Origin of the sequence: Cetobacterium sp. NK01 (genome assembly GCF_024506395.1) — a bacterium.
Lineage (GTDB): Bacteria > Fusobacteriota > Fusobacteriia > Fusobacteriales > Fusobacteriaceae > Cetobacterium_A > Cetobacterium_A somerae_A.
The window spans coordinates 482,380-506,172 of record NZ_JANIBO010000001.1 but is presented as its reverse complement, the minus strand read 5'-3'; the positions used below and the strand labels follow the sequence as shown (position 1 = coordinate 506,172).

The window sequence follows — 23,793 nt, the reverse complement described above, 5'->3', positions numbered from 1 at the left end:
ATGTTAAAGCTAGATAATATAAAAGATTTAAACGGTTACTCTTTTCAAGCTTTTATTTTTGAAGTTCAAGAAAATAAAGTTATGATTATTAATTCGAAAGAAGAAATAAAAATAGAGATTACATATGCTGAAAATAAAATAATAAAATTAATCGACAAAATTTATAAGCAAACTGGATTAAAAATTAGTTTGAATAAATTGGATGATAAAGAAATTTTATCGTATATTCAAGATAAAGGATTTGAAAAGACTTTGTGGAGTCCAATTGGAAAAGCAATGCATGACTATAATATGATTGAAAATGGAGATAGGATAGCTATTGGAATTTCAGGAGGAAAAGATAGTTTAACAGTTTTAAATGCTTTAATTAGGATAAAAAAAATATCAAGAATAAAGTTTGAAATATTTCCAATACATATTCACCCAGTTGAAGAAGGTGGAAAATATGGTGATATAAAAGAATATTGTAATAAATTGGGTGTTGAACTACAGGTGATTGAAACTTCAATAGGAGAAAGTATCTTAACCAATGAAGAGTTAAAAAATCCATGCTTTATGTGTGCAAGAGTAAGAAGAGGACTTTTATACAAAGAGATGAAAAAACAAAATATTAACAAATTAGTTTTAGGACATCATAAGGATGATATTATTGAAACTTTTTTATTGAATGTTTTTTATCAAGGTAATATGGGAGTTATGAAGCCAGCATATTATTCAGAAGAATATGGATTAAAAGTTATCAGACCATTAGCATACGTAGAAGAAAAAGAAACTATAAGATATGCTAAAAAATTAGGATTGCCAATTCTTCATAATGATTGTCCTTACGAGACAAGCGATAATTCTAAACGTTTAAAAGTTAAAAAGATGATAAGTGAGCTTTCAAAAGACAGTCCGAATATTAGGAGTGTTGTATTAAATAGTATAAAAGATCTATTTGTTTAAATAAAACTTTAATAATCAAAGTTTTATTCTTGACAAATGTTGTTTAGTGGAATATAATTCTAGTGTAAATAACAATAAGTACTAGGAGGTTTATTCTATGACGCCATTAGTTTTTGCAGAACAAAATAAAGAGTTTGTTATAAAAGAGATCAAAGGAAGAGATAAAGATAAGAATAGACTGACGGAAAAAGGATTCTGTATAGGAAATAAAATATGTTTACTAAGAGATGATCAGAGTAATTATATTGTAAAAATAAATGATACCAAATATGTTTTAAACTTTGGATTAGCTAATAAAATAATAATTGGGAATGAATAAAATTAAATCACAGATATTTCTGTGATTTAAATTTTACGAATATACTTTGAATTGCAAAATATATTCATGACTAATGAGTTGGGAGGCTTGAAATGAAATTAACAGAATTAAAAAGAGGAGAATCAGCGAAAATTGTCAAAATTGGGAAAATTGGCGAATTAAAAAAAAGACTAGTTGATATGGGAGTAACTGCAGGAGAAATAATAAAGCTTGAAAGAAATGCACCTCTAGGAGATCCACAGGAGTTCATTGTTAAATCAACAAATATCGCTATAAGAAAACAAGATGCACAAAATATTGAAATAGAGATAGATGGGTAGGAGATAGAAATGATAAAAATAGCATTTACAGGAAATCCAAACGTAGGAAAATCAGCATTAATAAATGCAATAGCAGGTTCGAATTTAAAAGTTGGAAACTGGGCAGGAGTTACAGTTGAAAAAAAAGAGGCAGAATTTGAATATAAAGGTGAAAAAATTCAGTGTATAGATTTACCTGGAGTTTATAGTTTAAGTCCTTATACTTTGGAAGAGACGATAACAAGAGATTTTATAATTAATGAGAGACCAGATGTAATAATTAATATTGTGGATTCAACAAATTTAGAGAGAAATTTATATTTAACAATGTTATTAAAAGAATTAGAGAAACCTATGATAATGGCATTAAATTTTTACGATGAATTTGAAAAATTAAATTATAAATTAGATATTAAGAAATTTACAGATATGATTGAAATGGATGTTGTTATGACATCAGCAACAAAAAGAACAGGAGTTCAAGAATTATTAGATAAAGCTTTAGTTATTGCTAATGCTAATAAGACAAATAAAAAGTACACACTATTATTTGATAAATGTTTGGAAAGTGCTATTGAAGAGGTTAAATGTAAAATAAATTGTGATGAAAAGTTACAAGAAGCCTCTAAAAAATTTGGAATGGATTTTTTAGCGATAAAATTATTAGAGCAAGATAAACATTTATTAGAGATTTTAAAATCAGATTATAATTATAGTGAAGATAAAGAAATATTAAGTGTAACTAAACAATTAGAAGATGATCATGATGAAGATATAGAAACTATATTTGCAGAAGGAAGATATGGAACAGTTAAAGGAATATTGGCAAAAACGTTTACAACATCTATAAAATCAAGATTGGACTTTACAGATAAAGTTGATAGAATTCTTTTAAACAAATATTTAGGTCTTCCAATATTCTTTTTAATAATAGTAGGATTGATGGGAACTGTATTTAATGGGTCAGCTCCATTAATAGATTGGGTTGATGGATTTGTAAATGATTATATTGGAAAATATGTAAGTATGTTGATAGATGAAAATACACCAAATTGGTTATCATCATTAGTAATGGATGGAATCTTAGGTGGAGTAGGTGGAGTAGTTGTTTTTGTTCCGCTTATGCTATATTTATATTTCTTTTTAGCAATACTTGAAGAAAGTGGTTATATGTCAAGGGTTGCATTTTTGATGGATAAAATAATGACAAAATTAGGTTTAAATGGTAAGGCTTTTGTTCCTATGGTATTAGGATTTGGATGTACAGTTCCAGCAATATATGCTACAAGAACATTAGAGGATGATTCATCAAGAAGATTAACAGCAGCAATGGCACCGTTTATGTCTTGTGGTGCAAGATTGCCAGTTTATGGATTATTTACAGCGGCTTTCTTTGGAGCAAAAGCTGGAATGGTTGTAATGTCACTGTATGTATTAGGGATTGTTGTAGCGATTTTAACAGGATTAATTCTAAAGAATTTTGAGATGTTTAAAGCGGAAGGAAGAGCATTACTAATAGAATTACCCCCATACAGAGTTCCTAGTTTAAGAGTTATTGTTAAATCAACATTGACAAGAACAGGGTCTTACTTAAAAAAGGCTACAACAATTATAATGGGAATGCTTATGATATTATGGGCATTAACATATTTTCCAAATAATGGAGATACTGCTAACTCATATATGGCTAAATTTGGAAAAACATTCCAAGGCGTTCTTAAACCAACAGGATTTGCAGATAGATGGGAAACGGTAGCTGCAATTCCGCCAAGTTTAGCAGCTAAAGAGATTGTAGTAGGATTTATGGCACAAGTTTTAGTAGGAGATAAAGATACCCAAGATATTGAAGAGGAAGTAATACAGGATAGCACAACATTTGTTGAAGACACTGTAGATCAATTAGCAGGATTAGGAATAGCTATTAAAGATTCTATTGTTGGAATTGTAAGTCTTGATGTGAAGGGATTATTTAGTGTTCCTGATGAATCTGAAATTGAAGAAGAGGGTAGTGGAGTTGTAGCAGCAACAAAAATGCTTTGGACAGATGAATTAGCACCATTAAGAGCTTATTCGTTTATGGTATTTATATTATTAGTAGTTCCTTGTGTTGTTACTTTAGGAGCTATAAAACAAGAGTTTGGATATAAGTTTACAGGGTTTATAATAGGAATGTTATTAGTAGTTCCATATATCGTTTCAACACTTGTATTCCAAATTGGAAAGTTATTTTTTTAACTTTTCTAATTAGGAGGTAAAAATGAAAACTTTAATATTAATAGGAATTGTTATAGTGATAGGAGCTATAGCTTTAAAAAGTGTATATAAAATGTTTAAAGGTGAAAGTGGATGTAGTTGTTCAAAAGGTAAAAATGGAAGTTGTAGCTTTAAGGATAAATGTAAACATTAATATATGTTATTAAAAAGGAGAGATTATATAACCTCTCCTTTTTATTTTAAGTAAAAATTATTCATCATCCTTTAACCAATGAACTTTATCTGTTGTATTATCTGGTTCGATATCAACAGTCATCATATTATAAATAAAGTCATCAAGAGGACAGACTAAAACAGCCATAACTACATTGTCTGGGAGATCCATTCTAAAACTTTTTAATTTTTTTAAAAGTAAGTCGACCTTAGAACCAGAAACAATAAGATGAAAAACAGCTTCTGAACCAGGCCAAACATGATTATTTAGATGTCTAATTCCATGTTCCCAGCTACCTTCAAGTTTTGATTGAATTGTATAGTAGTGAAAACCAATTGAGTGTAAAAAATTTTGTAAGTTATTTTTTTGAGAATCATTAATATATATCACCATTCGTTTTGAATTTTTTCGATCAACAACCATATAGACCTGCCTCCTATAAATTTGATTAGTACTTTATTACTATATTTTTTAAAAAAAATCAATATATTAATATGGTAAAAATTCTTACAGAATGAGAACATGTAAAAAAATAACTCATAACCTTTTAATAAAATTTTAAAAAAAGTACACATTTTTACAAATCTATGTTATAATCTAATGAATGAATATAAATAATTTAAGGAAGTGAATATGGAAAAAATATTAACATTTAGAGATTTAGGTTTAACTGAAAAAACTTTAAAGCCTCTAGAAAAAAAAGGTTTCGAACAGCCAAGTCCGATACAGGCTTTAACTATACCAGCATTATTAAACGGAGATAAAGACATAATTGGTCAAGCACAAACAGGAACAGGAAAAACTGCAGCATTCTCTTTACCAATTCTTGAAAAAATAGAGAAAAGTACAGGGCATGTACAAGCTATAATTTTAGCTCCAACAAGAGAGTTAGCGGTTCAGGTAGCAGAAGAAATGAACTCGCTAGCACATGGTAGAAAATTAAAAATAATTCCTGTTTATGGAGGACAATCATTAGAGCAACAAAAAAGACAACTTAATAAAGGTGTAGATATTGTTGTTGGAACTCCTGGAAGAGTAATGGATTTAATGAACAGACAAGTATTAAAATTAAATAACATTGATTACTTTATATTAGATGAAGCTGATGAAATGTTAAACATGGGATTTGTTGAGGATATTGAGCAAATTTTAACTGAAACTAATGAAGATAAGAGAATGCTATTCTTCTCAGCAACTATGCCAGCAGAGATTTTAAAAATAGCAAAATCTCATATGAGAGAGCACGAAGTTTTAGCTGTTAAAAAGAAAGAATTAACAACTAATTTAACGGAGCAAATTTACTTTGAAGTAAAAGAGAAAGATAAATTTGAAGCTTTATGCAGAATAATTGATATTGAATTAGATTTTTATGGAATTGTTTTCTGTAGAACTAAGAATGATGTAAATGAACTTGTTGGGAAATTACAAGATAGAGGATATGATGTTGAAGGATTACATGGAGATATCAGTCAAAATCATAGAGAAGTTACTTTAAGAAGATTTAAAAATAAAAATTTAAATATTCTTATTGCGACAGACGTAGCAGCAAGAGGAATAGATGTAAATGATCTTACTCATGTTATAAACTATGCAATACCTCAAGAAGCAGAGAGTTATGTACACAGAATTGGAAGAACAGGAAGAGCTGGAAAGCAAGGTACCGCAATAACATTTATAACTCCATCAGAGTATAGAAAATTACTTCAAATTCAAAGAATTACAAAAACTGAAATTAAAAAAGAGCAAGTTCCTGGAGTAAAGGATGTAATTTTAGCTAAGAAAACAAGATTGTTTGATAGTGTTAAAAATATTATATCAAATGGAGATGCAGAATCATATTATGATATGGCAAAAGAGTTATTAACTCAAGAAACAACTCCAATTGAAGTAATAGCTGCAATATTAAAGAATTTTTATGATGAAGAGTTAGAAGAAACAAATTACTCAGATATAGAAAGTGTTTCTCTTGATAAAACAGGAAAAACAAGACTATTTATAGCTCTTGGTAAAAAAGATAAAATGACTCCAAGAAAGTTAGTTGATTTAATATCTAAAAAGGCTAAAGTTCATGAATCAAAATTAAAAGGTGTAGAAGTATATGAAAACTTCTCGTTTGTTTCTGTTCCATTTGTTGAAGCAGAGACTATTATTGATGTTTTCCAAAGAGATAGAAAAGGTAGAAAGCCTTTAATAGAGAAAGCAAAACAATCAAGAAAGTAATTGAATAAAAATAGAGAAGCTGTAACGAGGGAAACCAAAGTACAGCTTTTTTCAACATAAAAATGGGAGAGTGTTATGAAAAAGAAAATCTTAATATTGTTATTTTTAATATTAGCAATACCGGTTGCTCTTTTTAAATTTTATTCAATAAAAGTAGCAGAAAAAAAAGATTATAATGTTCAAGTTAATTTAAAGCAAGGTACTAGTCTAAATAGTGTTTTTAAAAAGTTAAATTTAGATGAATCAATAATTTTTAGAATTTTTTTAAAGTATGAAAAAAATTCGGGAAAAAATATTAAAGCTGGATTTTATGAATTTAATGGAAAATATTCTTATGAAGATATACTTCAAATGATGGAAGAGGGAAAAGTAAAGTATACTATTATAACTATTCCAGAAGGATATTCAATAAAGGAGATTGGGAAGTTATTAGAAAATAGGGGAATTGGAAGTGAAGAGGGGTTAAAAAAAGCCTTAGAAAATATAAAAGATTTTCCTTACTTAACTCCAAATGGAAATTTTGAAGGATATTTGTATCCAGAAACATATTATCTTTCTGTTGATACAAATGAAAACGAAATTGCGAGAGCAATGACTAAAGAATTTTTAAAAAAATTTCCTCCAGAGCAATATCCAGATAAAAAGAAATTCTATGAGAATTTAATAATGGCATCTATTATTGAAAGAGAAGCTCAATTAAAAGAGGAAAAACCTTTAATGGCTTCAGTTTTTTATAATAGATTAAAAAAGGGAATGAAATTAGGTTCAGATGCAACTGTAAACTATGCATATGATTATAGTAAAAAAAGAATGTATTATAAAGATCTAAAAATAGATTCTCCTTATAATACGTATATGTATAAAGGGTTACCTCCTGGTCCAATATCGAACCCAGATTATAATTCGGTAATGGCAGCATTAAACCCAGCAGTTACAGATTATCTATTTTTTGTGGTGACTAGCAATGGAAAACATACATTTACCAAAACATATAAAGAGCATTTAGAGGTTCAAAAGAAAACTAAGAGTAATTAGGAGAGTAGTAAAATGGAGAAAATAGTTTTAGTTGGTATAAATAGTCAATTTATTCATACTAATTTAGCAATTAGATATTTAAAAAGTTATGTAGAAAAATATAGTGATTTAAAAATAGATATATATGAAAGTAATATAAACAACCAAATCCAAAGTATAATGACAGATTTATTTAATCTGAACGCAGATCATTATATATTTTCCACCTATATCTGGAATAAAGAATATGTATTTAGGATAATAAGAGAGTTGAAAAAAATTATGCCAAATATAACAATAACTTTAGGTGGACCAGAAGTTAGTTATAATGCAAAAGAATCTTTATTAGAGAATACTTCCATTGATTTTATTTTAGTTGGTGAAGGAGAGAAAGTCATTTTAAACTTTTTAACTAATGAAAATAAAAATCAAAAAGGTGTCGCTTCATTAGAGGATAACGAATATACATATATAGGAGATGAAAATCCTATAGAAAATTTAGATGTTATTCCATTTCCTTATAGTAAAGACGAGTTGAAAGAGAATATAAAAATATTATATTACGAATCTAGTAGAGGATGTCCGTTTAGTTGTTCTTATTGTCTATCGTCAATAGATAAGGGTGTAAGATATTTATCATTAGATAGAGTAAAAAGTGACTTGCAAAAATTTTTAGATTCAGGAGTTGAATTATTAAAATTTGTAGATAGAACATATAATTTAAAAAAAGATAGATATCTTGGAATATGGGAGTATTTACTGGAAAATTATAAAGAAGGTATAACATTTCATTTTGAAATAAACGCAAATATTTTTGATGAAGAGGTCATTGAATTTTTGAAAAAAATTCCAGAAGGATATTTTCAATTTGAAATAGGTGTTCAGAGTATAAATAAAGAAACTATGGATAGTATAAATAGAAGAAATCTATTAGAAAGGTTGAGAACAAACATAAAAGCAATATCTAAAAATATTCATTTACATGTGGACTTAATAGCAGGATTACCTTATGATACATATGAAAGTTTTAAAGATTCTTTCGATTATGTTTATGATTTAGAATCAGAGATGATTCAACTTGGTTTTTTAAAGATACTAAGTGGAACTAAAATATCAAGAGAGATTGAAAAATATGAGTATAAATATATAGAATTTCCACCTTATGAAGTACTTTCGAATTGTTTTATAAAATACGAGGAATTAATAAAATTAAAAAATATTGAAAAGATGTTAGATTATTATTATAACTCAGAGAAGTTTAAAAATTCAGTAAAATATATAATTGAAAATTATTATAATAGACCATTTGATTTTTTTGAGGATATTTCAAAGTATTATTATGATAATAAACTGTTAGGTATAGGGCATAAAACGGTTGGGATTTTTAATCATTTAGTTAAATTTTTTGAAAAACAGAAATTTGATAAAATAGAAATTTTTATAGAGTACTTAAAATTAGATTATTTACTTTTGGGAAAACCAGGATTATATCCAGAGTGGTTTATATCTCATAAAAATAAAGATAAGTATAATGATATTATTGTAGGGAAAAAATATTCTTCAGTGAGAGAGGGATATAAAAAAACAGAGTTTGAAAAGTTTAGTTATGATGTGATAAAAAATGAAAAGAAAGAGATAGAAATATTTTTTGACTATTCAAATAAAAAAATAAAAATAGAAATTTTTTAATAAAAAATAAGAGGTAAAAAGAGTTTTAAAAAGAGGCTCTATATGGTATAATTCTATAAAATGCTGTTTTGAAGGATAAAGTTATGTTAGATAAAATATTAAAAAAAATTAAAAATGAAAAATTAATAGAAGATGGAGATAAAATAATTCTTGGTTTTTCAGGAGGACCAGATTCAGTATTTTTATTAGAAGCTCTTAATTATGCTAAAAAAGAGATAAAATTTGAAATTATTTTAGCTCATATTAATCATTTGTTAAGAGGAAATAATTCAGATACAGATGAAAAATTTAGTGTACAGTGTGGAGAAAAATTTGGTATTCCAACTTTTGTTAAAAGAGCCTCTATTGAAGAGATTGCTAAAGAGAAAAATATAGGATTAGAAGAAGCTGGAAGAATTATAAGGTATGATTTTTTTAAAGAAGTATCAGAAAAAACTTCAAGTAATAAAATAGCGATAGCTCACAATTTAGATGATCAAATCGAAAACTTTTTATTTAGACTTATTAGAGGTTCATCTCTAGAAGGTCTTGAAGGAATTCCAAATAGAGAAAATATAATTAGACCTATTAATGAAATATATAAAGAAGAAATATTAAGATTTTTAGATAAAAATGAAATTAAATATAGAATTGATGAAACAAATTTTGAAAATGATTTTACAAGAAATAGTATAAGATTAGATTTGATACCTTGGATAGAAAAAAGATACAATAGGAATTTTAAAGATAAAATTTATGGACTAATTACAGAAATTAAAGAAGCAAATGAAATTTTAAAAGTTTATTTAGAAAGATATGAAGAATTTATAGATAATAAATGGACTTTAAATATAGAACTAATAAAAAGTGAAAAAGCTTATATTCAACGAAAAATAATTAATGAATATTTAAAAAAATATAAATTAGAAGCTTCAAGAGAAAAAATAGGAAATATAATAAAATTATTGAATAGTAATGGAAGTAAGACTTTAAAATTAGAAAAAAATTTTGTTTTAAAAAAGCAATATAAAAATATTTGGATTGAAAAGGAAAAAAGGTATAATTTAGAACATATTAGTGAACCTATTATAGAAAAAATACCATTTAAAGTAAACTTTAATGGTTATATTATAGAAGCTTTTGAAAGTGATAAAAGTTTCAATAAATATGAATTTTTAACAAATTTGAAAATAGGTGATACTGTAGAGATTAGAACAAGAAAGGACGGGGATAAGATAAAACCTTTGGGAATGAAATCTTATAAAAAACTAAAAGAAATTTTTATAAATGAAAAAGTTCCAAAAGATTTGAGGGGAGAAATACCTTTAGTGGTAAAAAGTAACGAAATTGTTTGGGCTTCAGGAGTAAAGAAAAGTGAAAACTTTAAGAGTGAAAAAGATAAAAAAGGAATTAAGCTAATCATAAGGAGGCAAGATGAAGAATAGAGAAGATAATGAAAAAATGGCATTGTATAACTTCATTGAAGAGGAGCCAAAAAAAGATGAAAGCGACGACGATGAAGCTGAAAAAGACAATGACAAAAAATCAAAAGAAGAAAAAGAAAAAGAAGAATTAGAAGAAAGAAAAAGAAAAATTAAAGAAAAATTAAAAGAAGGTATAGATAAAGGAAAACAGGATAAAGATTCAAACGACTCAAGAGAGTTAGGAGGAAAATTTAATCTAAAAGGCTTTGTTATGTTACTATTTATAGTTACAATAATATTGTCTTTACCAACAATGTTTTCTAAATCAGATTCAACAAATGTAAAAACAATAAGTTATACAGATTTTTTACAGGATGTAAAAGAAAATAAGCTTGTTAGAGTAGATGAAAGAGAAGGTTATATTTATGGATATACTGCTGACAAAGATGCGTCTGCTGTAAAAGCAAGAATGATTACAGATAGATTAGGTGGAGATTTACAATTAGTTGATTTAATTGAAAATAAAAATATTCAAATTCAATCATTACCACCTCAAGAATTACCATTTTTATTAAATATGCTAGCATCTTGGTTCCCGATGCTATTATTAATAGGAATTTGGATCTTTATGCTTAATAAAATGAATAAAGGTAGCGGAGGAGGACCTCAAGTATTTAATATGGGGAAATCAAAAGCTAAAGAAAATGGTGAAAATGTATCTCAAGTTACATTTGCTGATGTTGCTGGAATAGATGAAGCAAAAGTGGAGCTAGAAGAAATTGTACAATTTTTAAAAGAACCAGATAAATTTAAAAATTTAGGAGCTAAAATTCCAAAAGGTGTTTTATTATTAGGAGCTCCTGGAACAGGTAAAACTCTTTTAGCAAAAGCAGTTGCAGGAGAGGCCGGGGTACCATTTTTTAGTATGTCAGGATCAGAATTCGTAGAGATGTTTGTTGGAGTTGGAGCATCAAGAGTTAGAGATCTATTTTCTAAAGCTAGAAAAAATTCTCCTTGTATTATCTTTATAGATGAGATAGATGCTGTTGGTAGAAAAAGAGGAAGTGGCCAAGGTGGAGGAAATGATGAAAGAGAGCAAACTCTAAATCAACTTTTAGTTGAAATGGATGGATTTGGAAGTGACGAAACGATAATTGTTTTAGCAGCAACAAATAGACCTGAAATTTTAGATAAGGCTTTAATGAGACCTGGAAGATTTGATAGACAAGTAGTTGTTGATAGACCTGATATAAAAGGTAGAGAAGCTATTTTAAAAGTACATTCAAGAAATAAAAAATTTGCATCAGATGTAGATTTTGATGTAATTGCTAGAAAAACACCTGGATTTGTAGGGGCAGATATAGCAAATATGCTTAATGAAGCTGCAATTTTAGCAGCAAGAGCTGGTAGAGATGAGATTAATATGTCTGATTTAGAAGAAGCGTCTGAAAAAGTAACAATCGGACCAGAAAGAAAATCAAGAATGGCTGTACAAAAGGAAAGAATCATTGTTGCATACCATGAAGTAGGTCATGCTATGACTCAAAGGTTATCACCTAATACAGAGCCTGTACATAAGGTTACAATAATTCCAAGAGGAATGGCGGCTTTAGGGTATACAATGACTTTACCTACAGAAGATAGATATTTAAAATCTAAAAATGAGTTTTTATCTGAACTAGTAACTCTTTTAGGAGGAAGAGCTTCAGAAGAGGTAGTATTTGGTGATATAACTACTGGAGCAAGTAATGATATTGAAAGAGCGACAGCTATAGCTCATGCAATGGTAACTAAATATGGAATGAGTGATAAATTCGGTCCAATAATGTTAGATGCTACTCGTGATGGAGATATGTTCCAGCAAAAATTATATGGAGAGACAACGTCAAAAGAGATTGACGATGAAATTAGAAGATTAGTTTCAACTGCATATAGTAAAGCAAAAGAGATTTTAACTGAAAATAGAGAAACTTTAGAGACAATAACTCAAGCGTTATTAAGATTAGAGACAATAACTGGAGAAGAGTTAGATGAGATGTTACAAGGAAAAACAGTTGAAAGAATAGAGAGAGAAAATAAAATAGAAGAAAAATTAGCCGATTTAAAAGAGGAAGAAAATAAATTAAAAGAGGAATTAAAACAAAAGGCATCACAATCAGTTTTAGATGACTCTAAAGAGGATTAATATTAAAAAATAGACTTTACTAAAAATAGAACTTATGATATAATAATTTAACTAATCTATGCTAGGATTTGCGATTAAGCCCCGTAAACCTTGGCTTAGATATTAAATATTTAGGAGGAAGTAAAATGGCTATAAACAAAGCAGAAATAATCAGTACTTACGGAAAAGATGGGAAAGATACAGGATCTACAGAGGTTCAAATTGCAATTTTAACTGCACAAATTAACCACTTAACAGATCACTTAAGAACTCACAAGAAGGATTTCCACTCAAGATTAGGATTATTAAAAATGGTTGGAAAAAGAAAGAGACTTTTAAGCTACTTAATGAAGAAAGATATCGAAGGATACAGAGCACTTATTGCTAAATTAGGAATCAGAAAGTAGTATTTAAAACGAGGAAAATTTCCTCGTTTTTTTTATAGAGGAAAAAGGGGGAATCAATGAAAAAACTTATTTTATTATTTTTTATAGTAATCATAACAGGATTGTTTTCTCAAGATATGAATGATTTTGAAGTATTAAATAGCGAAGAATATATAAAAGGTAAAATTTTATATTTAGAAAGTACAAAGAAAAGTGGTTATAGTGGAGAAGATGGAATAAAAGAGATTGAAGAATATCGAGTTAGAATATTAGAAGGTGACGATAAAGGGAATGAAATTTTGATTCAATCTCCAGTTTATCTTGAAAAAGCGTATAATATTTTTATAAAAGAGAATCAAAATGTAGTTCTTTATAAAGAGAATGGAGAAGATGGGGTAAATAATTATTACATAGTAGATATTGATAAAAGAGAATCTATATTAGCTATTGTTGGAATTTTTATTTTTTTGACAATTCTTATAGCAAGATACAAAGGAATAAAAGCAATTTTATCTTTAGTAATAGTTATTGCTATAATTTACAATGTATTTTTACCTATGATATCTATTGGATATTCGCCTATTTTAATTTCAACTTTAACAGCACTTTTGTGTTCTACAATTACAATAGTTTTAACAACAGGATTTTCTAAAAAAGGTGTTGTGGCAATTTTAGGAGCTGTTGCAGGAGTTATTATAGCAGGCATTATTTCTATGTATTTTTCATATAAAATGGCTATGACAGGTTTTGTCTCAGTTGAAGCATTAAATTATTCTACACTACTTCAAGGAATAAAGGTAAGAGAAATAATTTCAGCAGGAGTTATTTTAGGAAGTATGGGAGCAGTAATGGATGTTTCAATGTCAATTTCATCAGCTTTAACAGAATTAAGAAAAAGAGATTTAAATATTTCTAAAAAGGAAATTTTTGAATCAGGAATGAGAATAGGTGAAGATATAATAGGTACAATGGTTAATACTCTTATATTAGCTTATATTGGAAGTGGAATTCTTTCAACATTATTTATTTATTTACAAAAAGAACAATTTCCATTAATTCGGATTTTAAATTTTGAATCAGTAGCAGCAGATATTGTTAGAGCATTTGCAGGAAGTATAGGGATTTTAGTTGCTGTTCCAATAACATCATATCTTTGTTGTCTTATATTTACTGAAAAAATAGCTGATTAATCAGCTATTTTTTATTGTTCTGTAGGGATAAAATGATTCACAACATTGCTCCATAGATTTTCTTTTTTTAAAATATATTCAATAAACTCTCTAACGGCACCTTCTCCCCCATTTTTGTTAGAGATGAAATCTGCTATAGAAAGTATTTCACTGACAGAATCTTTTGGAGCACCAGCTAGCTTACATTTTTTCATAACAGCTAAATCTATTAAATCATCGCCCATATAAGCAACATTATCATAAGATATATTATATTTTTTTAATACTGAATCTAAAATTAAAATTTTATTTTTAATGCCTTGGTGAATTTCTTTTATTCCCAATTCTTGACAACGTTTTGTTACAAGTTGAGATGTTTTTCCAGTTATTATAGCAATTTCTATTCCTTGAGAAATAGCTTGTGTAATACCTAAACCATCTTTTACATTGAAAGCTTTAATTTCATCTCCAAGATTTGATATATATAGTTTTCCATCAGTAAGTGTTCCGTCAACATCTAAAACTATAAGTTTAATCATAACTCCTCCTTAATAATAAAAAATAAAACTGGAGATATTCTCCAGTTTTATTTCAATAGCATTGATTATAAAGCGTTAACTTTTACAGCTAATCTAGCTTTTCTTCTAGATGCAGTATTCTTTTTCATGATACCTTTGCTTACAGCTTTATCTAACTCTTTGTAAGCTACTGATAAAGCAGCCTTTGCAGCTTCAACCTCTTTAGTTTCTACTGCTACTAAAACTCTCTTAAGCATAGTTTTTACTCTAGATTTTACAGCTTGATTTCTCTCTCTGTTTCTCTCTGCTATTATAACTCTCTTTTTTGCTGATTTTGAATGTGCCAAATCAAAAACCTCCCTTTAATTTTAAATAAAATTTTCATAACATAATAACATAAATAACGATTTATGTCAATATGAATATACAACTAAGTATAAGTATTTCAATTTGACAGGTAAGCATAAAAAGAGACACAATATTTACAATGGACCTAGAATATTTTAACATATTTAGCACAAAAAAAGAAGATAAATAAAAAAATAATTTATATTTTCTCAAAAAAAGGTTATTATATTGTAAGAGAGAATATAATAAAATAAGAAAGGAATCAGATGAATATAGAAGAAAAAATATCTTTAGCTGTAAGAGAACAAATAAAGTTAGAGATAGAAAAAGTTGATGGAAATGAAGTGTTTTTTAGAGGAATTCCTAATGAAGAGGGTATAGTAATAGATGTAGAAGTTTTAGCAAGAGGAAATAAATATTCAGTACCAGCAATATTAAAAGCGATGCGAAAAGGAGAAGTTATAATACATAATCATCCATCGGGTCATTTATATCCTTCAGATCCAGATGTTGAAATAGCAGCTGTATATTCAAATAAATTGGATGGAGCATCATACATAGTAAATAATAGTGTTACAGATATCTATATTATTGTTGAACTAATTCAAAAGAAGAATATAAAAATAGATATTAAACCATATTTTGAAAAAAAAGGACTTTTAGCAGGAGTTTTTAAAGAGTTTGAATATAGAAATGAACAATTAGAAATGGCTGAAGTTATTGAAAAAGGATTAAATACCGAAACAAAGGTAATAGTTGAAGCTGGAACAGGGACAGGAAAAACATTGGGGTATTTAATTCCCGCTATTGAATGGAGTATAAAAAATAAAAAAAGAGTTGTTATAAGTACAAATACAATAAATTTACAAGAACAACTTTTAAATAAAGATATACCGATAGCTAAAAAAGTTATTCAAGGAGATTTTAACTACATTTTAGTTAAAGGAAGAGGGAATTATTTATGTAATAGAAAATTACATAATGTGGCAACAGGAGATATTGTAGATTTTGAAGAATATAGTCAAAGTCAAAAATCCCAATTTAAAGAAGTAGTAAAATGGGGGGGGAAAACTGAAACAGGTGATAAAGCTGAACTACCTTTTGAAGTTGATTATTCAATATGGGAACATTTTCAGAGTGAGAGCGATATGTGTGCAGGAAATAAATGTCCATTTAAAACAGAATGTTATTTTTTAAAAGCTAGAGATGAAAAGAAAAAAGCAGATATTTTAATAACAAATCATCATATGTATTTTTCAGATTTAGCGATAAGAAAAGAAATTGGCTTTAATACAGAATATTCAATACTTCCAGAGTATGAATTAGTTGTTTTTGATGAAGCTCACAATGTTGAAAAAGTAGCTAGAGATTATTTTTCATACGAGATTTCAAAATATGGATTTACTAAAACTATGAATCAAATTTACACAATGGAAAAATCTAAAAAAAGAGGAACAGGAAGTTTAGATGTCTTAATAAATTATTTAAAAAATTCAGATTATGATGGTAAAAAGGGAATTGAATCAGATTTAGAAAACGATATAAAATTAAGACATCGTAATTTATTTAATTCAGGAAGAGCTTATTTTAATTTTTTAATAGATATTTTTTCAAAAGGACAAATGGGAAGTATAACTTATAGATTGAAAAAAAATGAATTTGAGAAAGCTATTTTTTATAATCAATTAGATAATTTGAAGGATGAATTTGTAGTTGATTTATCTTCATATTTAAAGAAAATTAGAGTTATACTTGGAAAAATAAAAGATGTTGAAGATAAAGAAGGATATATAAGTGATTTTTCTAGATATATAGATAGGTTGGATGGATTTTTTGAAAATTTAAAATTTATAAATTCATTAGATGATGACAAGTTTATATATTGGGCTGAAGTAAATGGAAAAAAAAGTAACTCGAAATTAGTTGCAACACCTTTAAAAATAGATAGTGAACTAGATAAAAATTTATACACAAATTTGAAACAGATAATTTTTACTTCGGCTACTATAGCAATAGGAAATGATTTTACATATTTTAAAGAAAGTATAGGATTGAAAGAGAAAACTTTGGAAAAAGTAATTCACTCTCCATTTGATTACGATAACCAAATGAAAGTATATTTACCAAAAGATCTTTTGAATCCAAGTGATCCTAAATTTATTGATAGCATAAAGGATTTTTTAAGAAAATTAATATTGAAAACTTCAGGAAAATGTTTTATACTATTTACTTCGTATAGTACTTTAAATTATATTTACTATATGATAAAGGATGAGTTGGAAGAGGCTGGATTAAATTTATTAATACAAGGTCAAGCTCCTAGAACGCAACTTGTGAATATGTATAAAAACATAAAAAATCCAGTTTTATTTGGAACAGATTCTTTTTGGGAAGGTGTGGATATAAAGGGGGAACAATTAAGTTCTGTAATAATAATAAAGTTACCATTTAAAGTCCCAAGTGATCCAATAACCGAGGCAATAATAGAAAACATAACTCAACAAAACAAAAATGCATTTGTTGAATATCAAATACCAGAGTCTGTAATAAAATTCAAACAAGGAATAGGTAGATTAATCAGAAGTAAAAGTGATAAAGGAATTGTTACAATATTAGATAATAGAGTAATAACAAAAACTTATGGGAAATATTTTAAAGAAGCAATACCTACAAAAAATATAAAAATATTGACTAAAGAAGAGGTTTTAAAGGATATTTCTAAAATTTAAAAGGAGTAACTAATATGAAAAAGATTGAGCTATTTGGTCTAAGTTTAACTTTTAAAATAAATAGGAAAAACGCGGACGATGCTGAATTATATACTAAAGATCATCATTTAAAAGAAAAAATATTTTATTTGATTTTAATGATAATGCTTATAGTTATTAGTTCAAGAAGTGGCTATATAGTAAATAAACAAAAGTATAATATAGGAGATGTGGCAATTAATGATATATATTCACCTAAAAGCATTCTTTTTAATGATAGGGATAAAAAACAAGATATTATAAAAAGTCTTATGGAAAATTCTAAGAAAGAATATATATATGTACCTCAGGCTGGAACAGTCTATATATCTGGAGCAGAATATTTATTTGATGAAATTTTAAAGAAGAATTTTAAGAAAAATAAATTATACCTTGATAAAGTCGAAGATATAATTGGAAAACAATTACCACCTAAATTAATATTAGAGCTTACACAATTGAACAAAAAAGAGTTGTTAGAAACCAAAGAAAGAGTTATAGGATTTTTAACAAAAGCTTATGCAACAGGAATTATTAGAGAAAAGGGAAGTTTAACAATTTCACCCCCAAATGATGAACTTTTTTTAGAGCTCCCCGAATTTGACAAAAAAATAGTTGAAAATTTTTTAACTGCAAACTATATATACGATGAAACTAAAACAAAAAATTCTATAGCAGAAAAAATATCTCAAATAGATGATCAAATTTTAGATATTAAAGCAGGAACCCTACTTGTTAAAAAAGGTGATATAATAACTGATAGTAAAGCTAAGCTATTAGAAGCAGTTGGAATATACTCTTATAAAAAAAGTTTAGGTTTTTCTTTAGCGAATTTTTTATATACAGTTATTTTAACTGTAATATTTTATCCATTGCTTGCAAATAAATTTAAAAAAAATATACTAAATAAAAGTATATACAGAAGTTTATTTTTAATATACACAATAGGTTTTCTAGCATATAGATTTATAAAACCAGATCATATATATTTTGTTCCATTTGAAACAATGTATTTTTTAATGGCAATACTTTTTGCTAAAGATTTTGCTTTTATGGCAACAATTATGGCAATAACATTTTTATTCCCAATTATTGGTTATGATCCAATATTTATAATTGTAACTCTATTAGTTTGTATAATGGGATCATATTTAATAGAAAAAGTTACAACAAGGCAGGAGTTAATAGCTTTAGGAATGAAATTAGCAGCGACCAAATTTTTTCTATATTTATTATTAACATATTTTATAGGAAGAGAGCAAAATTTAATTGTATTACAAAGTGGAGAAATAGTAGTGTCTGGACTTCTTTCTGGAATGTTAGCAATAGCAGTTTTACCATACTTTGAAAGAACTTTTAATATTTTAACAACATTTAGATTACTAGAGCTAGGAGATTTATCTCACCCTTTATTAAAGCTTTTGTCTATGAAGGCTCCTGGGACTTTCCATCATTCAATGATGGTGGCAACTTTATCGGAAGCAGCAGCAGAAGCAATTGGAGCCAATGCAATTTTTGCAAGAGTTGCATCTTATTATCATGATATTGGAAAAATGAAAAGACCTAAATTTTATGTTGAAAATCAAGAAGGAGGAGAAAATCCACATTCAAAAATATCACCATTTTTAAGTACATTAATAATAACATCTCATACTAAAGATGGAAACGAATTAGGAAGAGAATATAAAATTCCAAGAGAAATTAGAGACGTCATGTTTGAGCATCAAGGAACAACAATGTTAGCGTATTTTTATAACAAGGCAAAACAATTAGATCCGACAGTTATAGAGGAAGATTTTAAATACGGTGGACCAATACCACGAAGTAAAGAATCAGCTATCATAATGTTAGCAGACTCTGTAGAAGCAGCTGTTAGATCTTTAGACGAAAAGACACCAATAACAATAGAAAATATGTTAAGAAGAATTATTAATTCAAAAATAGAGGATAATCAACTATCAGAAGCAGCACTAACATTTAAAGAGATTGAAATAATAATTAAAACTTTTACAAAAGTTTTAATGAGTATTCACCATGTAAGAATAAAATATCCAGGACAAAAATAGAGTAAGGAGTTAAAATGGAAGTAGTATTAGATTTTTCTTTAGAAATAGATGGATTTAACGAATATATAAATGAAGAGGAAGTAAAAGAGTATATATGTGAGGTTTTAAATGATGAATTTCAATCTGAAAAACCAGTATATATATCTGTAGTATTAGTAGGAAACGAAGAGATTCAAAGAATAAACAGAGATTTTAGAGATAAAGATAGACCAACAGATGTAATATCATTTGCATATCATGAAACAGAAGACTATATGATAGGACCTTATGATACTTTAGGGGATATAATAATTTCTTTAGAAAGAGTTGAAGAGCAATGCAATGAGTATAATCACTCTTTTAGAAGAGAGTTCTTTTATGTTTTAACTCATGGAATACTTCATTTGTTAGGATATGATCATATAGATGAAGAAGATAAAAAAGAAATGAGAGCTAGAGAAGAAGAGATATTAGGAAAATTTGGACATACTAGAGATTAATGGGAGGAATATATGAAGGATAAGGGGACAAAACAGGATATAACACAAAGTTTTAATGTTGCTATTGAAGGAATAATAGAAACAATTAGAACTGAAAGAAATATGAAGTTCCATGCATTTTGTACAATATTAGTTTTAATGATTTCAATTTTTTTAGGTGTTAGCAGAATGGAACTAATTGTTTTATCAATTAGTATGGCCCTTGTTTTATCTGCAGAGCTTTTAAATACGGCAATAGAAAGTTTTGTAGATTTAGTTTCTCCAGAATACAATATTTTAGCTAAAAGAGCTAAGGATGTAGGTGCAGGTGCAGTTTTTATAGCTGCTAGTAATGCCCTTATAGTTGGGTATTTAGTATTTCATAAAAGAATAGCAGGTGAATTTAGTAATTTTTTTGATTTATTAAAAGAATCATATGCAAATGTTCTTATTTTTATAATTATATTTATAGTCGTTTTAGTAATTGGTATTAAAAGTTTTTTTAAAAAAGGAACTCCATTAAGAGGAGGAATACCTAGTGGACATAGTGCGTTAGGAGGAGCTTTATTTATGGGAATATTTTTCCTAACTCATGATGTGAGAGTTTTTTATTTATCGTTATTTTTATTAGTTTTAGTTTTACAATCAAGAGTAGAGGGTAAAATTCATACAGTTTTAGAAACGATAATAGGAGCCGCAATAGGGATGGGAGTAACATATTTATTTTTATCTCTATTAAAATTTTAAATTATTTAGGAGGTATATAATGCAAAGAGCGAAAGATTATCTGTTGCTTAGTGTACTCTCTTATTGTAATTTTTCTCAAGAGGATTATAGAAAAAATTTAGATCAAATTTATAGAGAGAACGATTCATTAAAGTTAGACAGTGATGGATTTTATTTTTCAAATTCTAAAACAAGATATTTATTTTATGATTTTTTTAAGGATATACTTCATAATTGGGAAGTATTTTATGTAGAAAGTAAAAGAGCTTCAGATTTAGAAAGAGATTCTACTGGATTTTATAGTGTAGTTTTTAAAAATATAAAATATGATAAATATGTAATAGCTTATAGAGGCAGTGAAAAATATCCAATAGAAGATGCATATAAAGACTTTATAGAAAATGATTTGAAAATTGGCTTAGGTGTGAAACCTGTTCAATTTTATGATGGATTAGAAGTATTTAATAAAATATATGATGAGTTCAAGATACCAAAAGAAAAAATCTCAATAACAGGACACTCTTTGGGTGGAGGAATAGCTCAGTTTGTAAGTATAATGGTGGATAAAGAAAGAGGATTTATTCCTTATACTTGTACTTGGAATGCTGTAGGTATAAATAGAGATGGAATAATAAATTTACTAGATTTCTTTAATTACGATAAAATATTAAATAAACTAAATTTAGATGATATAGAAAAACAATATTTTGTAGAGTTTAAAAATGAATATTTATCGTTTTTTTTAAAAGAATTAAAAAAAGGAAGAGTAATAAAAGATAGCAGTACATTGTTGATTACAAGTAATGTAGAAATCTCTCCTCAAATTGATGATAACTTTATAAAAAGTTTTGTAAAAAGTACAAAGTTTGAGAATTTATTAGGAAAGTTATCAATAGATACTAAAAACAATTTATTAGATAACGATAGAGTCTTTAATGCATTGTTTAAAGTAGATAATCTGACAGACGAATTATTTGAGGCGGACTATTTTATTAGAAAAATTAAAGCTAATAAAGTTTATGAAGAAAATATAGTTAATTTTTGTCACTCTGAGGATTTAACTGTTTCTCTTTTTCCTCATATAGGAGCTGTTTATCAAGTTGATAAATGTTTTTTAAAGAAAGAAGTAAAGAAGAAAACTATTTTTTCTAGTTTTTTATTTTTTACAAAATCAGTTCAAGATTATCATTATCAAGATATTTTTTTACCTTTTATTGAAGTAGAAGGAGAAAGAAGAGGTATGTTTAGCAAAAATTTATCTATAGGTTATTTAGGAACAGTAATAAGAAAGATATTAACACTTGAATATTGTGTAGAAAGAGATCTGCTAGCAGATTATTATAGTTTAGTTTTAATTAATGATTTGAATTATAAGAAAATAAAATCTCAGATATTAAATTCTATAAAAAAATGTGGAGAAGATATATTATATAAATCACAAGTTTATAACCAATTAAAGGATATGGATCAAGAGACATTTTCAAGGGTTTGGGAAAATCTTAAAATAAAATTACCGAGTCCATATAGAATACAGGATATATATGATTTAATATTATTTTAAAAGAGCATGTTTTCAAACATGCTCTTTTTTTTATAGGTTAAAAATATTCACAATTAATGGAACTAAAATAGGAACAGAGGTAGTTAAAACTACTCCAGAAAAAAAAGCAATAACAGATATATCAGAACTGTTACTTTTATTTATAACAGGAAGTAAAGTATCCATTGCAGTAGCTCCAGCAGTAGAGATAGATTCAAAACTTCCAATAGATTTAGCAATTAGGGGAATTGTTAAAATAGCTAAAATTTCACGAAAGACATTACTTAAAAAAGCTACACTTCCCAATTCAGCACTAATTTTAGACAATTCAATAGCTGACAAAGAGTACCATCCTAATCCAGAAGATATAGCCAATCCTTCACCTACAGATATAGGAAGAAATAAGGAACCTAAAAAACCACCTAAAAGTGAACCAATAATAGTGGAAAAAGGAAGAAACCAAATTTTTTTTCCATATGTTTTTAAATTTATAAAAACAGAAGAGTTATCTCCAATATCAATTCCAACAAAAAATAAAAGCAAACATAATCCCAAATCAATTAAAGAATCAGATGAAGTAGATAATGCTGGAGTTTGAAAAAATAATCCTATAACAACTCCAATACATATAGATAAAAATATTCCAATCATTAATTATCACCTCTTTTTTTAAATATTATTTTAGTTATGAGGATACTACCTAAAATAGAAAAACAAGCGATAATAATGGCTTGAAAACCTAAGTTTGGAAATTCTTTTATAATTTTATCATCACTTCCAATTTTGTAACCCATAACTCCTAATAAAAAGAAAAGAGATAAAGTTTGTAAAAATGAAGTTTTTAATTTTAACCTTAAAGGTATTAAATGATATTTACTTAGTAAGAATCCAAAGGTAATTATGAAAATATAGAGTAATATTCTGAACATTTTTTCCCTCCTAATTTAATATAATATCGAGTTTACCACAATTAATATGATAAAATCAAATTTTTAAAAAACAAACTAAAAAAGATAAGGAGCAATATATAAATTTATGAATATTATAAAAAATAATATTTTATAATAAGAAATATCTTAGAATTAATAAAAAGTATTTTTTATTGTAAAAATATGTAAAATTTGATACTCTATAATAAACAGTTTTTTTATTTTAGAAGTAGTAAAATATTTTTATAATAAAATAAAAAGATATAACCGATTAATAATTTTAAATTAAAAAAATTATAAAGAAAAAACTGAAATTATATAAATTTATGTGAAAAAACTGAAAAGTGTGAGATAATATTTATATTAATTATAAAATATTAAAAAATTATGAAAAGTGTAAACTAGTAATAAAATGGACAAAAATT

22 protein-coding genes are annotated in these 23,793 nt (G+C 26.9%); 17 read left to right on the top strand and 5 right to left on the bottom strand.

Translation table 11 applies throughout. From position 1 onward, the window contains the following. The 5 genes from NON08_RS02455 (at position 1) to NON08_RS02435 (ending at position 3,970) form a co-directional block, all read left to right on the top strand. On the top strand, positions 1–945 hold the full coding sequence (locus tag NON08_RS02455; protein ID WP_256689938.1) for a tRNA 2-thiocytidine biosynthesis TtcA family protein: 945 nt from the start codon (positions 1–3) through the stop codon (positions 943–945). Between the two features lie 97 nt (positions 946–1,042). Further along, complete coding sequence (locus NON08_RS02450) at positions 1,043–1,264, top strand: FeoA family protein (protein WP_256689937.1); 222 nt, start codon at positions 1,043–1,045, stop codon at positions 1,262–1,264. A gap of 92 nt (positions 1,265–1,356) precedes the next feature. Next, entirely contained in the window at positions 1,357–1,584 is a 228-nt protein-coding gene (locus tag NON08_RS02445; RefSeq protein WP_023050073.1) for a FeoA family protein, read from the top strand. A gap of 9 nt (positions 1,585–1,593) precedes the next feature. Next, a complete protein-coding gene (gene feoB, locus NON08_RS02440; protein WP_256689936.1) occupies positions 1,594–3,798 on the top strand; it encodes a ferrous iron transport protein B in 2,205 nt (734 codons plus the stop codon). A gap of 22 nt (positions 3,799–3,820) precedes the next feature. Then, positions 3,821–3,970 (top strand): FeoB-associated Cys-rich membrane protein, encoded by a 150-nt coding sequence (locus tag NON08_RS02435; RefSeq protein WP_256689935.1) that lies wholly within the window; start codon positions 3,821–3,823, stop codon positions 3,968–3,970. 57 nt (positions 3,971–4,027) lie between these two features. Here the strand turns inward: NON08_RS02435 and NON08_RS02430 are convergent, their stop codons facing one another. Beyond that, complete coding sequence (locus NON08_RS02430) at positions 4,028–4,414, bottom strand: PG0541 family transporter-associated protein (protein ID WP_256689934.1); 387 nt, start codon at positions 4,412–4,414, stop codon at positions 4,028–4,030. Between the two features lie 210 nt (positions 4,415–4,624). On the opposite strand from NON08_RS02430, the gene NON08_RS02425 reads away from it, so the two are divergent. From NON08_RS02425 to NON08_RS02395, 7 genes are all read left to right on the top strand, one after another. Beyond that, positions 4,625–6,211 carry a DEAD/DEAH box helicase gene (locus tag NON08_RS02425; RefSeq protein ID WP_256689933.1) on the top strand — a complete coding sequence of 529 codons (1,587 nt, stop codon included), beginning with the start codon at positions 4,625–4,627 and terminating at the stop codon, positions 6,209–6,211. A 75-nt stretch (positions 6,212–6,286) separates the two neighbouring features. After that, the gene (gene mltG, locus NON08_RS02420; protein ID WP_256689932.1) at positions 6,287–7,246 is read left to right on the top strand and encodes an endolytic transglycosylase MltG; all 960 of its coding nucleotides are present in this window, start codon (positions 6,287–6,289) and stop codon (positions 7,244–7,246) included. Between the two features lie 12 nt (positions 7,247–7,258). After that, positions 7,259–8,914: a B12-binding domain-containing radical SAM protein gene (locus NON08_RS02415; protein ID WP_256689931.1), complete on the top strand. Its 1,656-nt coding sequence runs from the start codon at positions 7,259–7,261 to the stop codon at positions 8,912–8,914. A gap of 83 nt (positions 8,915–8,997) precedes the next feature. Further along, positions 8,998–10,338, top strand: a complete 1,341-nt coding sequence (gene tilS / locus NON08_RS02410; protein ID WP_256689930.1) for a tRNA lysidine(34) synthetase TilS — start codon at positions 8,998–9,000, stop codon at positions 10,336–10,338. Further along, entirely contained in the window at positions 10,328–12,502 is a 2,175-nt protein-coding gene (ftsH, locus tag NON08_RS02405) for an ATP-dependent zinc metalloprotease FtsH (protein WP_319941542.1), read from the top strand. The genes tilS and ftsH overlap by 11 nt, the downstream gene beginning before the upstream one ends. A 125-nt stretch (positions 12,503–12,627) precedes the next feature. Beyond that, positions 12,628–12,888, top strand: coding sequence for a 30S ribosomal protein S15 (rpsO, locus tag NON08_RS02400; RefSeq protein WP_256689929.1), 261 nt, complete (start codon positions 12,628–12,630; stop codon positions 12,886–12,888). Positions 12,889–12,944: 56 nt separating this feature from the next. After that, positions 12,945–14,057, top strand: coding sequence for a YibE/F family protein (locus tag NON08_RS02395; RefSeq protein WP_256689928.1), 1,113 nt, complete (start codon positions 12,945–12,947; stop codon positions 14,055–14,057). Between the two features lie 11 nt (positions 14,058–14,068). Here NON08_RS02395 and NON08_RS02390 read toward each other — a convergent pair whose 3' ends face one another. Both NON08_RS02390 and rpsT read right to left on the bottom strand, forming a co-directional pair. Next, positions 14,069–14,575, bottom strand: a complete 507-nt coding sequence (locus NON08_RS02390; RefSeq protein WP_256689927.1) for a KdsC family phosphatase — start codon at positions 14,573–14,575, stop codon at positions 14,069–14,071. A 65-nt stretch (positions 14,576–14,640) separates the two neighbouring features. Beyond that, positions 14,641–14,901 (bottom strand): 30S ribosomal protein S20, encoded by a 261-nt coding sequence (gene rpsT, locus NON08_RS02385; RefSeq protein WP_256689926.1) that lies wholly within the window; start codon positions 14,899–14,901, stop codon positions 14,641–14,643. Positions 14,902–15,168: 267 nt separating this feature from the next. Here rpsT and NON08_RS02380 point away from each other — a divergent pair, with 267 nt between their 5' ends. From NON08_RS02380 to NON08_RS02360, 5 genes are read left to right on the top strand one after another with little or no spacing between them, the layout of a single operon-like run. Continuing rightward, the gene (locus NON08_RS02380) at positions 15,169–17,631 is read left to right on the top strand and encodes a helicase C-terminal domain-containing protein (RefSeq protein ID WP_256689925.1); all 2,463 of its coding nucleotides are present in this window, start codon (positions 15,169–15,171) and stop codon (positions 17,629–17,631) included. 14 nt (positions 17,632–17,645) lie between these two features. Beyond that, positions 17,646–19,715 carry an HD family phosphohydrolase gene (locus NON08_RS02375; RefSeq protein ID WP_256689924.1) on the top strand — a complete coding sequence of 690 codons (2,070 nt, stop codon included), beginning with the start codon at positions 17,646–17,648 and terminating at the stop codon, positions 19,713–19,715. A 14-nt stretch (positions 19,716–19,729) separates the two neighbouring features. Beyond that, a complete protein-coding gene (ybeY, locus tag NON08_RS02370; RefSeq protein ID WP_256689923.1) occupies positions 19,730–20,194 on the top strand; it encodes an rRNA maturation RNase YbeY in 465 nt (154 codons plus the stop codon). A 12-nt stretch (positions 20,195–20,206) separates the two neighbouring features. Continuing rightward, positions 20,207–20,920 carry a diacylglycerol kinase gene (locus NON08_RS02365; protein WP_256689922.1) on the top strand — a complete coding sequence of 238 codons (714 nt, stop codon included), beginning with the start codon at positions 20,207–20,209 and terminating at the stop codon, positions 20,918–20,920. Between the two features lie 19 nt (positions 20,921–20,939). Further along, the gene (locus NON08_RS02360; protein ID WP_256689921.1) at positions 20,940–22,460 is read left to right on the top strand and encodes a hypothetical protein; all 1,521 of its coding nucleotides are present in this window, start codon (positions 20,940–20,942) and stop codon (positions 22,458–22,460) included. A 30-nt stretch (positions 22,461–22,490) separates the two neighbouring features. Here the strand turns inward: NON08_RS02360 and NON08_RS02355 are convergent, their stop codons facing one another. Beyond that, positions 22,491–23,090 carry a lysine exporter LysO family protein gene (locus NON08_RS02355; protein ID WP_256689920.1) on the bottom strand — a complete coding sequence of 200 codons (600 nt, stop codon included), beginning with the start codon at positions 23,088–23,090 and terminating at the stop codon, positions 22,491–22,493. After that, a complete protein-coding gene (locus NON08_RS02350) occupies positions 23,090–23,368 on the bottom strand; it encodes a LysO family transporter (RefSeq protein WP_256689919.1) in 279 nt (92 codons plus the stop codon). Before NON08_RS02350 ends, NON08_RS02355 begins: the two co-directional genes overlap by 1 nt. Between the last annotated feature and the right edge of the window lie 425 nt (positions 23,369–23,793).